General features: G+C 46.3%; 11 protein-coding genes. 6 read left to right on the forward strand and 5 right to left on the reverse strand.

The genetic code is table 11. The annotated features are described in order from the left end of the window. The first annotated feature begins 162 nt into the window (after window positions 1–162). Window positions 163–429 carry a hypothetical protein gene (locus tag RAM70_RS07815; RefSeq protein WP_045362654.1) on the forward strand — a complete coding sequence of 89 codons (267 nt, stop codon included), beginning with the start codon at window positions 163–165 and terminating at the stop codon, window positions 427–429. On the opposite strand, the gene RAM70_RS07820 is transcribed toward RAM70_RS07815, so the two are convergent. After that, on the reverse strand, window positions 426–2,090 hold the full coding sequence (locus tag RAM70_RS07820) for a transglutaminase domain-containing protein (RefSeq protein WP_045362651.1): 1,665 nt from the start codon (window positions 2,088–2,090) through the stop codon (window positions 426–428). The genes RAM70_RS07815 and RAM70_RS07820 overlap by 4 nt on opposite strands. Before the next feature lie 112 nt (window positions 2,091–2,202). On the opposite strand from RAM70_RS07820, the gene cofG reads away from it, so the two are divergent. The 4 genes from cofG (at window position 2,203) to RAM70_RS07840 (ending at window position 7,707) form a co-directional block, all read left to right on the forward strand. After that, window positions 2,203–3,090, forward strand: coding sequence for a 7,8-didemethyl-8-hydroxy-5-deazariboflavin synthase subunit CofG (gene cofG / locus RAM70_RS07825; RefSeq protein WP_045362648.1), 888 nt, complete (start codon window positions 2,203–2,205; stop codon window positions 3,088–3,090). Window positions 3,091–3,342: 252 nt separating this feature from the next. Further along, a complete protein-coding gene (gene lpxD / locus RAM70_RS07830) occupies window positions 3,343–4,374 on the forward strand; it encodes a UDP-3-O-(3-hydroxymyristoyl)glucosamine N-acyltransferase (protein ID WP_045362645.1) in 1,032 nt (343 codons plus the stop codon). Window positions 4,375–4,561: 187 nt separating this feature from the next. Continuing rightward, window positions 4,562–6,103, forward strand: a complete 1,542-nt coding sequence (ggt, locus tag RAM70_RS07835; protein WP_312673148.1) for a gamma-glutamyltransferase — start codon at window positions 4,562–4,564, stop codon at window positions 6,101–6,103. A 68-nt stretch (window positions 6,104–6,171) separates the two neighbouring features. Then, window positions 6,172–7,707, forward strand: a complete 1,536-nt coding sequence (locus RAM70_RS07840; RefSeq protein ID WP_287999921.1) for a TolC family protein — start codon at window positions 6,172–6,174, stop codon at window positions 7,705–7,707. An 80-nt stretch (window positions 7,708–7,787) separates the two neighbouring features. On the opposite strand, the gene thiO is transcribed toward RAM70_RS07840, so the two are convergent. Then, on the reverse strand, window positions 7,788–9,743 hold the full coding sequence (gene thiO / locus RAM70_RS07845) for a glycine oxidase ThiO (RefSeq protein ID WP_312673150.1): 1,956 nt from the start codon (window positions 9,741–9,743) through the stop codon (window positions 7,788–7,790). Between the two features lie 244 nt (window positions 9,744–9,987). On the opposite strand from thiO, the gene RAM70_RS07850 reads away from it, so the two are divergent. Further along, the gene (locus RAM70_RS07850) at window positions 9,988–10,614 is read left to right on the forward strand and encodes a DUF2301 domain-containing membrane protein (protein WP_312673152.1); all 627 of its coding nucleotides are present in this window, start codon (window positions 9,988–9,990) and stop codon (window positions 10,612–10,614) included. Between the two features lie 346 nt (window positions 10,615–10,960). On the opposite strand, the gene RAM70_RS07855 is transcribed toward RAM70_RS07850, so the two are convergent. From RAM70_RS07855 to ntrB, 3 genes are all read right to left on the reverse strand, one after another. Continuing rightward, window positions 10,961–11,959 (reverse strand): nitrate ABC transporter ATP-binding protein, encoded by a 999-nt coding sequence (locus RAM70_RS07855; RefSeq protein WP_045362629.1) that lies wholly within the window; start codon window positions 11,957–11,959, stop codon window positions 10,961–10,963. Window positions 11,960–12,210: 251 nt separating this feature from the next. Beyond that, window positions 12,211–14,217 (reverse strand): ABC transporter ATP-binding/substrate-binding protein, encoded by a 2,007-nt coding sequence (locus RAM70_RS07860; RefSeq protein WP_190380138.1) that lies wholly within the window; start codon window positions 14,215–14,217, stop codon window positions 12,211–12,213. A 255-nt stretch (window positions 14,218–14,472) separates the two neighbouring features. Next, a complete protein-coding gene (gene ntrB / locus RAM70_RS07865) occupies window positions 14,473–15,300 on the reverse strand; it encodes a nitrate ABC transporter permease (RefSeq protein WP_045362625.1) in 828 nt (275 codons plus the stop codon). Window positions 15,301–15,359 lie beyond the last annotated feature (59 nt).

Genomic DNA, 15,359 nt, shown 5'->3' on the forward strand with positions numbered 1-15,359 from the left:
TGAACTACTCCCATCCGCTAGGTAGTTACCCGGGGTCTCCTGTCTCCGATCTCAAAAATGGAAATTAATTTGGCACGACTACTTAACAAATTATTGCGATCGCTTGCCATTAACTAACTTTCAGCGATAATCTAAAGTCAGAGTCGATCGGGAGATAAGATCATGAACTTTCGTCTAGTTCTATTTTCAGGCCTAGTCACCGCTTTAGTTGGGGCAGGTATCGGTTATGGCATTAGCCGCATTGAACGCAATCCCAGCCAAGTCAACTATAAAAATCCCTATAACTATCAAATCATCTATAGACGTTATTTGACCGGTGCCGGGGCAGCCCTGGGCTTCTGTGTGGGTGCGAGTTTGCAAATGGTCAAAGAACTCAAAGAAGCCAGAGATAGAGAAATGGGCATCCTAGATGATGGGTCAGAATTCTAGTCTTTTGGGGCTAATTCCTCAAGAATGATGAATTGAACGTGATTAATCGCTAAATCGCCGATGGGAACTTGGGTTTTTAACACCGGTTGTCCTTCACTTAGCATTCGTTCAAAGGGGATATCTTTGGCAATTTCCGTGTGATACCAAGCTAAACCCATAAAGAAACGATTGGGATAGGGACCACCTTCAAAAATATCATCGGGATTGGACTCCATGGGAACCCAACCGATAGAGGGAAGATAAAATTCCATCCAGACGTGATTGTAATCCGGTTCGAGGGGTAAATTACGTTCAAGGGGATGGGGTGGGCATTTATAGCGTCCTACCGTGCGACAGGCAATACCATTGAGACGACACAAAGCCAATAATAAACCCACATATTCGCCACAGGAACCCACTCCGCGCCGCAGGGCAATATCGGGGGTGTCGATGTTGGGTTTGATGCCGTAGGAAAGCTGATCATAGACGTAATTACGAATACTATAAACTTTTCTGAGTAGATTGGTTTCCCGACCGATCGCTTCTTCGGCAGCATTGAGGATAATTTCTGTATTCATAGCCAGATCATCATTATCGATCAAATAGCGATCGGGAAAATCGGCGGGTAAGGTGGGTAAATCTTCGCAATCTTTGGGAGTAATTTGATATTTAATACCCCACACTTCTAATACTACTTTCCAACCAAAAATATGACGTTGTTTGCTGGTTATTTGCTCAAACTTAAATACTGCCACCCGCTGCCCGTCCTGAATTTCTTCAATAAAAGGCAATCCCACCGCTTCGACGCTGCGAATTTTTTGCCGCGGTGTTTCCAAGGGTAAAGCGATGCGCCATTCCACATCTTTTAATTCGATATTATAGAGAGGTTCTAATTCCTCGACGTAGGATAATTCAATCAGATAACCGTTAGAAAGGGTGTATTTTTTAGCGGGATCGTGGTGAAAATATAGAGGATGGACAAAAGTACGCGGACGATAACTAAGTTCGTAAACCTGTTCGGAATTGGGATTATCGCGGATAAAGGGTTCTTGGAAAGCATAGGCCACATATAAGATATCCTTGCCACTGTTTGCATCGCGATAAAATGCTAATCCCGTCGGTGATTCAAAAGGAGTTATCATGCTAAAAAGCTGTTCTCCCGTGGCGCGATCAAGACAGTAAACCGTTTGTTCTAGGGTATCCGTTAACCAAAGTTCTTCCCCGCGAATGGTGATATTTTCGATGCCGATACCCGGCGCGTACAAACGAGTAATTTCCTGTCCCGATTGGCGATCAAATATAAAGATTTGTCCAGAACGTTGACAAGTGACATAAATTGTGTTACTGGTTACGGCGACTCCGTTAGCGGTGTAGGGAAGACGGGTAAAAAATTTCGGGGTAAAATCTTCGAGAGTGCAGCAGTAGAGATTTTCGCGAGTAGTAAACCAGAGGTTATTTTGATCATCGATTGCCAATCCCGTCGTCCCGACGAATTCTTGCCAGCGATGGGAATTAAGTACGGTTGTATGACCAGTATCGAGGGCAATTTGGTATAAATAGCCGTTTTTTGCGTCGATAGCGATTAATTTGTTATCTTGAAATACAATTCCGTGCAGGGCTGTGGCGCTAATCGGGCGAATCGTTTGACGATGGGAGGGAAGACTGGCAGGATCGAAAATCATAGGAGGAAGCGAAAAGGGAAGGCGTTTTTAAGTGAATAAAACAGCAATTCTTCCCACGATAGCAAATTTTATCGCCCTTGAATGCTCGTAATGAACTCCAATTCTGAAAAAAATGTCAAGAATTGTCACCTATAGTCCCTCTCATACCCTTGTACCTACCTACGAGTGTTTCAATCGTTGCAGTTATTGTAATTTTCGCAGGGATTTAGGCACTGATGGCTGGTTAAGTCTAGACAAGGCAAAAGAGATTTTAACTGCTTTGCAGGGTTCGGAAATTACGGAAATTTTAATTCTTAGCGGCGAAGTTCATCCTTTAGCCGCCAATCGAGAGTTATGGTTTCGGCATATTTATAATTTAGCAGAATTGGCTTTAAATATGGGTTTTTATCCCCATACCAATGCGGGGATTTTAACTTTTGCCGAGATGGAAAAACTCAAAAATGTCAATCTATCTATGGGCATAATGTTAGAACAAATGACGGTGACTTTATTAAATACTGTCCATCGTCATGCCCCCAGTAAAGTGCCATCCCTGCGCTTAGAACAGTTACAATGGGCGGGAGAATTAGGAATTACTTTTACCACGGGGTTATTATTAGGAATTGGTGAAACGGAATGCGATCGCTTAGTAACCTTAGAAACTATTGCCGCTCTTCATCAACGTTGGGGACATATTCAAGAAGTGATCCTACAACCCTATAATCCGGGCAAAAGAGAACAGTGGCAAAATAATCCTTTTGATCTGCAAAAACTGCCCGCTCTGGTTAGGCAAGCCAGGGAAATTTTGCCCCCAGATATTGTCATTCAAATTCCCCCGAATCTAGTACCCGATCCTCTTTTTCTCTTGGATTGTTTAGCGGCAGGAGCGCGGGATTTAGGCGGTATTGGCATTATCGATGAAGTTAATCCCGATTACCTCCATTTACACCCCGATAAATTAAAGGAATTTTTAGCAATTTATGGCTGGGAATTAAAGGCGCGCCTACCGGTTTATAAGTAAGAGGAAATGGTAAAGTATCGCTATAATCTAGTTTCAAATCATCATCGGTAGCAAAAACAGCTTGATATTAAATATAAATCTCAAGACAAAACTTGCTCAAAAACCCTATTTATCCCAGCATAATATCCCGATCAAACTCAAGAATAATTTCCTAAAAAACCAGCAACTTTTTTGACTATAATAACGACAAGATTATCGGTATAGCCTTAGACTATCCTATGATAAGCCCTATCTTGATCGCCATATATATTTATGAAATTTAGTGAAATTGCCCAAAAATTAAGCCCTTTAGTGCAATCCCAGAGTTTGACCGCCTATCCCGACAGAAATCCCCAAATTAAAGCCATAACTCCCATCGAAACCGCCCTAGTCGATACCATTAGCTATATCGAAGGGGGAAAATTTGCTTCCTTTGTCGCCAAAACTGACGCTACTGCCCTAATTCTGCCCCTGGATAGCAATCTACAACAACAGGCCGACGAACGCGGCATCGCTTGGTTAGCTAGTGCCAATCCTCGACTTTTATTCGCCCACGCCATCAAATTATTCTATCAACCCTTTCAGCCCCAACCCTACATTCACGCCACCGCCGTGGTGCATCCATCGGCTAAAATCGGCCATAAAGTCGCCATCGGGGCCCATGCCGTGGTAGAAGCCAATGTCACCCTCGGTGATGGGGTGTGCATTCATCCTAACGCCGTTATTTACCCCGGGGTGCATATTGGCGATCGCACAATTCTCCACGCTAACTGTACCATCCATGAACGGGTACAAATCGGCAATGATTGCGTTATCCACAGTGGCGCTGTTATCGGTGCCGAGGGCTTCGGTTTTGTGCCAGTTCCCGAAGGCTGGTTTAAGATGGAACAATCGGGTATCGTGGTCTTAGAAGATGGGGTAGAAATTGGCTGTAATAGCGCCGTGGATCGCCCGGCAGTGGGAGAAACCCGCATCGGTAGCCAGACTAAGATCGATAATCTCGTCCATATTGCCCATAATTGCCAAATTGGCCAAGCTTGCGCCCTAGCAGGACAGGTGGGCATGGCAGGAGGCGTAAAAGTGGGCAATCGCGTTATTTTAGCGGGACAGGTGGGCATTGCCAATCAAGCAGTAATCGGTGACGGTGCGATCGCAACCGCCCAAACTGGCATTCACAACGATATCGGAGCAGGAGAAGTGGTTTCTGGCTCTCCTGCTATGCCTCATAAACTATTCCTCAAGGTAGCAGCCGCTTACAAGCGTTTACCCGAAATCTATCAAGCGGTTAAGCAATTAAAAAAATAGCCCTATTCAGGAGGCAGAAGGCAGGAGGCAGGAGGCAGGATTCAGGAGATTATTTCTATTTATTCTCCCTTCTCCCCACTTCCCCACTTCCCCACTTCCCCACACCCCACACCCCCATCTCCCCACTTCCCACACCCCACACCCCACACCCCACACCCCACACCCCACACCCCACACCCCGATCAAAGTGACTGGCAAAACCAAGGGCGCTATCGCCGCAGGACATCCAAAAACTGCCGAAGCTGGACAATTAATCTTAGAAATGGGCGGCAATGCCTTCGATGGGATTGTTGGCTCGATCTTAGCGGCTTTCGTGGTCGAATTTACCCTCGCTTCCGCGGGGGGCGGCGGTTTTTTACTAGCACATACCAAGGAAAAAGTCAATACCCTTTTTGATTTTTTCTGTCAAACTCCCAAATCTAAAAAACCCTTGACAAATATCGACTTTTACCCAGTGGCGATCAATTTTGGGGGTGCTAGTCAAGATTTTCACATTGGCCGAGGTGCGATCGCTACGACCGGGGCGTTACGAGGATTGGAAACAGTGCAGAAAAAACTGGGAAAATTGCCCTTTGCCGTGGTAGCGGAGCCAGCGATCGAATATGCTCGACAAGGCTACATTTTGAGCCAATATAACGGCTTTTGCCTGGGTTTACTCGCTTCGATCCTGCTCAAAGATAGAGAGGGTTTAAAAGTCTATGCTCCCCAGGGACAATTATTAGAAGCTGGCGATCGCTGTGTGATGAGGGATTTTGCCAACACCCTAGAGGAATTAAGCAAAAAAGGCGTAAAAGACTTTTATGAGGGAGAAATCGCCCACCAAATCGCCAAGGATATGCAGGAGGGCGGTTATCTTACTCTCGAAGACTTAAATCACTATCAAGTCATTGAGAGAAAACCCCTAAAAACCCAATATCGTGGTTACGAAATCCTGACTAATCCGCCTCCTAGTTCTGGAGGAATTCTCCTAGCTTTTGCCCTAAAATTACTGGAAACAGTCAATTTATCGGCTTTAGAGCATCTAGGAGCCAAACATCTGCAAATTTTAACGGAAGTGATGGCCTTAACCAATCAAGCGCGCGCCCAAGGCTACGATAATTTTATCCATCAGGAGGGAATCGAAGATAAGTTCCTCTCGCCAGAATTTTTAGGCAAATATCCCAATAAATGGGGCAGTACCACCCATATTAGCGTTATCGATCAAGAGGGCAATGCCGCCAGTGCCACCTTTTCCAACGGCGAAGGCTCGGCTTATACCGTGCCAGGGACGGGAATTATGCTCAATAATATGATCGGGGAAGCGGACTTAAATCCCTTTGGTTTTCACAATTGGCCCGTTGATCGTCGTTTATCCTCAATGATGTCCCCGACGATGATTTTAGAGGAAGGAAAGCCGCGATTTGTTCTCGGTTCTGGGGGTTCCAATCGCATTCGCACCGCTATTTTGCAAGTTATTAGCAATTTAATCGATTTTCGGCAATCTTTACCCGATGCGATTGCTGCCTCGCGCATACACTGGGAAAATCAACAATTAGGAATTGAACCTCTAGAAGATCGGGAGAATATGCTCGAAAATCTGGTTTTACCCGCAAATACTCAAGTATCCCGGTGGCAAGAACAAAATATGTTTTTTGGGGGTGTGCATGGGGTGGCAGTGAATGATCGGGGGGAATTAACCGCTACGGGCGATCCGCGTCGGGATGGAGTAGGATTAGTGATTAGTAATTAGTAATCGGCCAACATAGTGGTGTGAGCTTATTTACTTCTTATCGTTTACTGTTTACTTTCGAGATACTCATGTTGCTCTTGCGTTATGGTATTACCGTGAGTGCGGTGCTTGGGTTGATTTTCTTGGCTGAATCCTCGGTTAAGGCACAAACTCAGTCCGCTGCCGATTTATTGAAGAAACCCCAACCTACTGTCAATCCAGTTTCTCAATTACCCGGTCCATCGGCGGCACCGGCAACCACGGAAGCGGATCCCAAAGCCCCTAATTATCTTAATCCTAGTGGCAATCCGCTAATTTTTCCCACCAAACCAGATGAGGTGAATATTAGGGTAGTACAACCGATCACCTTAAATCAAGCGATCGAATTAGCTTTAAAAAATAATCAGACCTTACAGACAGCCCGGGTCGATTTAGAAATCGCTCGCGCCCAATTAAAGGAACAACAGGCGGCTTTATTACCCACGGCCCAAGCGGAAACCAGTCTCACTCAAGATCAATCGGCAGCTGCCCAAAGACAGAATGAGTTAGCCCGTCAACAGGGAATCCCAGCAGTTACACCCGAAGACAGTACCACCCTTCAGGGTAGTGTTCGCATCGTCTATGGGGTTTATACAGGGGGTGAACGGGCAGCCCAGATCAAAAGGGCCGAAAAAGTGATCCGGCAACAGGAATTAGAGGTGGAACGAGTCTCGGAACAAACTCGTTTTGATGCCACCGATGCCTATTATGAATTACAAAGGGGTGACGCTCAGGTAGCGATCGCCCAAGCCTCGATCGAAGATGCTAGTCAAAGTTTACGCGATGCTCAATTATTGGAGCAAGCGGGACTAGGAACCCGATTTGCTGTCCTACAGGCGGAAGTTGACCTCGCTAACGCTAACCAAGACTTAACCCGGGCGATTTCTAACCAGCGTATTTCCCGACGGCGACTGGCACAGATATTGAGTGTCGGCCAACACATTGAGTTAACCGCTGCCGATGAGATTCGCGAGGCGGGAACTTGGGGCTTGAGTCTTGATGATAGTATCGTTTTAGCCTACAAAAATCGCGCAGAATTAGAACAACAACTCTTACAACGGGAAATTAGCGCAGAAGACCGCTCGATCGCTATTTCGGCGGTGATTCCCCAAGTGGACCTTTTGGGTCAATATAATGTCCTCAACGATCTCAGTGATGAAGCTGGTTTTGGCGATGGTTTTAGCGTCGGTGGCCGGATTCGTTGGACTTTTTTTGATGGTGGTCGTGCCTTTGCTCGCGCTCGTCAAGCGGAAAGAAATATCGATCGCGCCGATACGGAATTCTCCCTCCGTCGCAATGAAATTCGCCTTCAAGTGGAGGAATCCTACTATAGTTTGATTTCTAACCAAGAAAACATCAAAACTTCGCAAAAAAGCATTGAATCGGCCACGGAAAGTCTGCGATTAGCCCGTTTACGCTTTCAGGCGGGTGTGGGAACCCAAACGGATGTGATCAACTCCCAACGGGATTTAACCGATGCCAGAAGCCGTTATCTACAGGCGATCGTCGATTACAATAGATCCTTGAATAGTCTCCAGCGAGCGATTAGTAATTTACCGGATAATCGTTTGTTTGAAGTGCGTTAATTGTGGGATTTATCGAGGTGTGGTGTGGGGGGAGATAGGCAAATCTCCCCTATTTTAACGAGTTTTGATAGATCACCGGGTTAGGCGATCGTTCCCGTCAGGGGGGAACTAGGACTAGCAGAGGACTTAATCGGCATTCTTCCCGCTAAATAGGCTAAACGTCCCGCTTTTGCCGCCATTCCCATGGCTTGGGCCATCATAGCCGGATTGGCCGCCATAGCGATCGCACTGTTAATTAATAAGGCATCGGCCCCCATTTCCAGGGCCCGGGCTGCTTCTGAGGGTGTACCGATCCCGGCATCTACCACCACGGGAATTTTGGCCGATTCGATGATAATCGCGATATTTGCCTCATTTTTCAGCCCCTGTCCCGATCCGATCGGCGATCCTAGCGGCATAACCGTGGCGCAGCCGGCTTCCTCTAAACGTTTGGCCAAGAGAGGATCGGCGTTAATATAGGGCAGTACGGCAAAACCTTCTTTAACTAATTGTTCGGCCGCTTGCAAAGTTCCGATCGGATCGGGTAATAAATATTTAGGATCGGGAATAACTTCGAGTTTAATAAAGTTATTGTCTTCCTGTCCCAATAATTTGGCCATTTCTCGCCCTAAACGAGCCACGCGAATCGCTTCTTCGGCCGTTTGACAACCGGCAGTGTTGGGTAACATCCAGATTTTCGACCAATCGATCGCTTCTGCTAATCCCTCATGGCCGGGCTTGCCCTGAGCCAAGTCGAAGGGTGCGTTCGTTTGTACTCGTCTAACGGCAACGGTGACGATCTGACATTCACTGGCACTAATACTTTCCTGCATAGTTGTCAGATTGGCATATTTGCCAGTCCCAGTCATCAAGCGGGAGTGAAAGGTTTTCCCAGCAATGGTGAGGCAATCATTTTGGGGCGATAAAAGCGCTTGGGGTTTATTCTCAATAATAGTTAAGGACATAGGTGGAATAGTAACGGGTGATGGTTGATTAAAGCGATCACATCGAAAATGGGTCAAAATGGGATTAACTTTGTCATTAATCACTAGGTCAGCGATTAAGGAAGCAGTGACAGGAGCGAGTAAAATGCCATTGCGATAGTGACCGGTGGCTAAAATCAGGTTATCACAGCTACTGCGGCCTAAAATGGGCAATTCATCCGCTGTACCCGGACGGAATCCCCACCACATTTCCTCGATTTCCCAGTCAGCTAAAGGGGGATAGAGACGGGTGGCGCGTTCAAAAAGGGTTTGCAGTCCTTGGGGTGTATTACCCGTTTGCCAGGCCACTTTTTCGGAAGTGGCCCCGATAATTAAACGACCATGGCGACGGGGAACCAGATAGGTTTGCGGACCGAATAAAACCCTAGTTAAGGTCTGGTTAGGGGGCATTTTTACTGCGGCCATTTGGCCTTTGACGGGATGGATAGGGAGGGGTAATAGTTGACTGGCCCAGGATCCCGCCGCTAAAATGTAAATTTTTGCTTCTAATTCCCCAATTGAGGTATAAATACTCTTGACTTTTCCCTGCTTTTGTTGTATGGCGTGGACTTCTACCCCCTGGCGAATTTCTACCCCTAAATTTTCGGCTGCTTGTTGCAGCGCGGTCACTAGCTGCCGATTGTCCACTTGTCCATCGTCGGGATACCACCAACCACCGACCACATCTTTCCCTAGTCCGGGTTGGTAGAGGTGAACTGCATTGCTGTCTAACCAAATTTTATTAACTTCCTTGGTAGTAACGGGCTGATCTAGCTCGTAAACGGGAGCAAGAATACCACAGGGATAGTAACCGCTGTTTATCCCCGTTAAATCCTCGATTTTGCGGCTCCATTCTGGATATAACCATCGTGATCGCAGACAAAGATCGAGAAAGGGACCCGGGGGAATCCCTTCTGCGTGGGGGGCTAACATTCCCGCGGCCGCACGACTAGCGGCCTGAGCTATATCTCGAACTAGGAGGGTAACTTTTGCCCCGCGCAATTGCAAATCGACGGCGATCGCTAATCCGATGATACCACCGCCCACGATCAAAATTTCGCTAGTTGAGTTCATAAAGTCTCTGGCACCAAAGAGAATTACTGAAATGACAAGGAATCAGAAGTTAAAACAAGAAAGACGTAGTAAAATAACATATATATTTTTTTTATCCCAATTAATCATAATTTTTAGCTTGATTGACTACTAAACTCGCAATTAGTCAGCCGAGAGAGGGGAGAAGTGAGGATACTGGCATAATTTAAGCTTAAGATGATTTGTAGTCAATCTTTTCTAAGCTTCCCTTTTTCTTTAGAGCATAATGACTTCCCCTGCTGTCGATCGAGTTTATCAAGGTCAATTCGGAGAGTTTACGATTACGGATAGCGATCGCCTAGGCGTGCGTCTCTACCGTCTGGGGTTAAATTTAGCGGCTTTTAGTTTCGCTGTCGCTACAATTATAGTTCTCAGCCGACCGCAATTATTGCCCCTGACCAACCTTTTATACATTGGTTTTTGTCTGGGGTTAGGCATCAGTTTATTGACTATCCATATTTATTTAATTCCCCTTCATCGTCTCCTGCAAGTTTTTTGGCTAATCGGGGCGATTACTTCCCTAATTTTAAGCTTTTATTATCAGCTTTCTCCCCTAGAATTTGTCTATAACCATCCGGTGAGTTTATTGGGTGTGGGCTTTATTTTTGCTAGTCTCACGGGGATTTATTTCAAAGAAGCCTTTTGTTTTAATCGTCTAGAAACCAAGTTTTTAACCCCTCTAGTTCCCGCCCTTTTACTCGGTCATCTTTTGGGGATATTGCCCTTAAATTGGGAAAAGGGGCTATTAATTCTCTGGGCGACTTTATTCGTTATCTTTGCCCTGGGAAAGTTAAGCCAACCTCTCCCCAACGATATCGGTGATAAATCCGTCTTTGAACATCTTAATCATTGACGAACTCTCCAGAGATTAATCGGAAAATATTCGGAAAATTAAGTCGGCTGCCCGCTTATCTAAATGCCTCTCTTGTCTTTTGTGGGATCAGTTTTCACCTTTTTGTTTTTTGTCTCTTTCTGGTTTATCCTTGGTCAGTAATCAATAAGCAGTAATCAGTGAAAAGACAGTAGGAAACTTCTATTTAAGACTGTCATACTAAATCCGGTTATTAAAGACTGATTATTCATTCTCCCTTTTGCCTATTGCCTTCTGCCTATTGCCTGTCCTGATATGTAGCCTATACTCAGCGGATTTAGTATCACTTAAAACTCAAATCTGATAACTGATAACTGATAACTGTTACTTATCTGGAGTCCTCGATGGTAGCCGGATTAGCAGTATTGGGAGTCTTGCTGGTGAACATTTGTATTAGACTAAAACCGACAAAAGCGAGTAAGGCTATCCCACCGATAGCAGTAACAATTTTACCCACGAGATTTTCTGTGGGGGGTTGTTCGGGGGCATCCTCGTTGGGATCCTCCGAATGGGCAAAACGATTGTAGAGGAAATCGAGGGCTTCATTGCGAAGTTCGTAGTAACGGGGATCCTCGGTAATTTGGGAACGAACCCGGGGACGGGCAAAAGGCATCTTTAACACCTCACCGATTTTGGCGCTTGGGCCGTTGGTCATCATCACCAAGCGATCGCACAAGAACAAAGCCTCATCGATATCGTGGGTAATCATCAACACGGTTAACTGGTGTTCTTGCCAGATTTTCAGCAATTCTTCCTGTAATTCCTCTTTAGTGATCGCATCTAGGGCCCCAAAGGGTTCATCGAGGATGAGGACTTGGGGACGAATGGCCAGGGCGCGGGCGATCGCTACCCGTTGTTTCATACCTCCCGATAATTGAGGGGGTTTTTTCTGGGCTGCTTCTGTCAATCCCACTAAGGATAGATTTTCTTCCACGATCTTCACCTTCTCAGCCTGAGATTTTTCGGGATAAACCGAATTAACCCCGATATAAACGTTCTCAAAGGCAGTTTTCCAGGGCAAAAGCGAATAATTTTGGAATACCATCATCCGGTCTGGCCCTGGTTCCTTAACCTCTTTATCCTGTAGCAGCACTTGCCCACGACTAGGAGAAGAAAACCCCGCTACCATATTTAAAAGGGTCGATTTACCGCAGCCGGAGTGACCGATAATGCAGACAAATTCCCCCTCATTAACTTGCAGCTCCACACCGTCTAAAACGGTGTAAACCCCTTCGGGAGAGGGGTATTCTTTGGCAACATTACTAACTAATAAAAAAGGCTGGGTGGTGGTGCTGGAATTCACGGTCTTATCGGTAAAAGTTTGCATATTCGTCCTAGATTTATTTTAAGGTGGGCTTTGCCCACCACAACCATTAATTCGGGTCTGCTGAAAAAGTTTTTCGTGGGGACAGGGTGTGGGGTTTAGGGTTTTAGCGATTTTCATCTGGTCAATTACCTAATTTTCAGGGAAAAAGTCCCTGAATTTTCCCCCCGATCACTCCCATATCTGGTACTTTTTGATTGCCAAAAAGTCTAAAAGTTTTACCCAACAAGGTTTTTAGATTTATTCAGCCAACCTTAATTAGCGACGGGATCATCGAGGAGAACTTCTGAGACGCGATAATCGCGACGGATCGAGAAACGTTCCAGATAGCCGATCGGATCGTCGGGACTGAAAATAAGATGATCAAAGAGGGCAAAACTGTGGCGATCGGGTTCCAAATCGGGAAGGCCCAGGGACCGGCAAGCTTCACCAAACAGATCGGGACGACGGACGCGTTCAATCACTTCCACCCAGTTGCGGGGGAAAGGTGCGTAACCCCAACGGGCAAGCTGAGTTAGGGTCCATAGGGCCTCACTCCGGCCCGGACAGTTAGCTTGATCGACGTAAAACTGATTAAATCGGAATAGGGGTTCGGGGGCAGTTCCTAAACCGCGATCGTAACCATCGAGGAAACCGGGGCGAATAATTGCGCTATCCACGCCCACATACTGGGGCTGACTGAGAATATTGACGATTTCTTCTCGATTACGCCGATCATCGCAGTATTCACAGGCTTTAATTAAAGCTTTCACCATGGCGATATGGGTTTCGGGATGTTTCGCCGCCCAAGTTTCCTTGACTCCGAGGACTTTTTCCTGGTGTCCGGGCCAAATATCAAGATCGGTGGCGATAACGTAGCCTAATTTTTCCTGAACGGCGTAGGAGTTCCAGGGTTCCCCCACACAATAACCGTCGATATTACCCGCTTTTAGTAGGGAAACCATCTGAGGCGGCGGAATTACGGCTAAATTGACATCACTATCGGGATCGATGCCGCCACTAGCTAACCAGTAGCGTAACAGTAGATTGTGCATGGAGGCGGGGTGAACCATGCCGAAAGTGGCGATTTTATCGGGACTTTGCAGGAGGGCATCCTTCAAGTCCTCCAGTTTTTCTACCCCCAATTCCCTGTATTTATTGCTGAGGGTGATGGCGTTACCGTTGCGACTGAGTACCAAAGCGCTAATCACGGGGACAGAGGGCTTATTGCCGGCCCCAATGGTCATGCTCAGGGGCATTCCCGCCACCATCTGGGCTGCATCGAGACGACCGGTAGCCACTCCTTGGGCGAGCGCTTTCCAGTTGGGTTCCCGTTGCAGGATAACATCCTCTAATCCTTCCTCGGCGAAGAAGCCTTTCTCTTTGGCAATAATAATCGGGGCGCAATCGGTGAGGGGGATAAAACCGATGGTGGGATTGGTTTTCAGTCGGGTAGCTTGGCCGATCACCGTCACCGGTCCGGTGGGTTGACCGACTTTCTTCGATCGCTTCTGTTGGTTGAGGAAATAAACGATCTCGTTACGGAGGGCGTAGTAACTAGGGTGATTAACTACTTCTAAACGATGCCGGGGCCGGGGAATGGGAACATCGAGAATCTGACCGATATGGGCCTCTGGACCAGTGGTTAACATCACCACTCGATCGGATAGTAATAGGGCCTCATCCACATCATGCGTGACCATGATACAGGTAACGTGGCTTTCTTCGACGATTTCCATCAAACGTTCCTGTAAATTGCCTCTGGTTAACGCATCCAGCGCCCCAAAGGGTTCATCGAGTAGCAGGACTTTTGGCCGTAGGGCTAGGGCGCGGGCGATCGCTACCCGTTGTTTCATGCCTCCCGATAATTCTCCCGGTCGTTTGTTGGCGGCATGGCGCAGGTGTACCATATCGATACTATGTTCGATGACACTTTTGCGTTCAGCAGCCGGCAGATGACGCAGGACACGGTTAACTCCTAGGGCGATATTTTCCCGGACGGTTAACCAAGGCAGCAGAGAATAATTCTGGAAGACCACCATGCGATCGGGGCCGGGGCCTTTAATTTCTCTTCCCTCTAAAATCACCCCTCCCACCGTGGGGCGATCGAGTCCGGCGACCATATTTAAGAGGGTAGATTTCCCGCAACCGGAGTGACCGATTAAAGAGATAAATTCCCCTTGAGTAACGCTGAGATCGATATTTTTTAGGGCAATATATTGACGGCCATCGGGGAGAGGGAAAACCTTATCAATGTGATCGACTTCAATAAATGCAGACATTTTCAGTTATCAGTTATTAGTTATTAGTTATCAGTTATCAGCTTCTGAAGGCAAGAGGCAACAGGCAAGAGGCAAAAGAAAGAATCTGGCAATTCTCCTATCTAACAAGAAGGTTAGAAACTAGGTAGATCAAAGCTTTTAGCTTAACAAATTAGGTTTTAGATTCGGCCCTTGTTATCGGGGGTGAGGTGGGTTGGGTGGCTAATAATTTAGTTTTGAACCTCACCCACTTTTATTTACTTGTAACAATTAAACTTATTTATTTTCTTCGGGTACAACTAATTTAGCGATGTAGGCCATGAGGCGATCGAGTAAGAAACCAACAATACCCACATAAATCAGGGCGAGGATAATTTCACTGATCATGGAACTATTCCAAGCATCCCAGATAAAGAAGCCAATTCCCACGCCACCGATCAGCATTTCCGCCGCTACAATCGCCAACCAAGATAAACCGATACCGATTCTTAATCCCGTGAAAACGTAGGGAACAGTGGCGGGAAAAAGAATATTAAAAAAGTATTCAATTTTTGATAATTTTAGCACTCTAGAGACGTTTTTATAGTCTTGGGGAACCTGCTGTACTCCCACGGCTGTGTTAATAATAATTGGCCAAATTGCTGTAATAAAAATTACAAATATGGCACTAGGTTCGTTATTACGAAAAGCGGCGAGGGAGATGGGTAGCCAAGCTAGGGGGGGAACGGTACGCAGGATTTGGAAAATCGGATCGATCGCATCATAAATTAGAGCGTTGCTACCGATTAAAATACCCGCAGCGATACCGACAATAGCGGCAAGGGTAAAACCGACGGCCACCCGTTGTAAACTGGCGAAAATTTGCCAGAATAACCCCACATCCGTGCCACCATTATTGAAGAAGGGATTAATAATTAATTCCCAGGTATCGCTAACCACTTTGGTGGGACTAGGAAGGGGAGCATCGGGGCTAAAACAGAGAATTTGCCAGATGGCAAGGAAAATTAATAAAGCAATCGCCGAAGTTGCTAGTTTGGGTAATTTTTTTTGCAGGTCTTTTACCCATTTTGGACTTTGAGAACGACGAGAAATAGAAACAGCCATAATCAGTTATCAGTTATCAGTTATCAGTTATCAGTTATCAGTTATCAGTTATCAGTTAT

Source organism: Microcystis wesenbergii NRERC-220, assembly GCF_032027425.1.
In the GTDB taxonomy this organism is placed as follows: Bacteria; Cyanobacteriota; Cyanobacteriia; order Cyanobacteriales; family Microcystaceae; genus Microcystis; species Microcystis wesenbergii_A.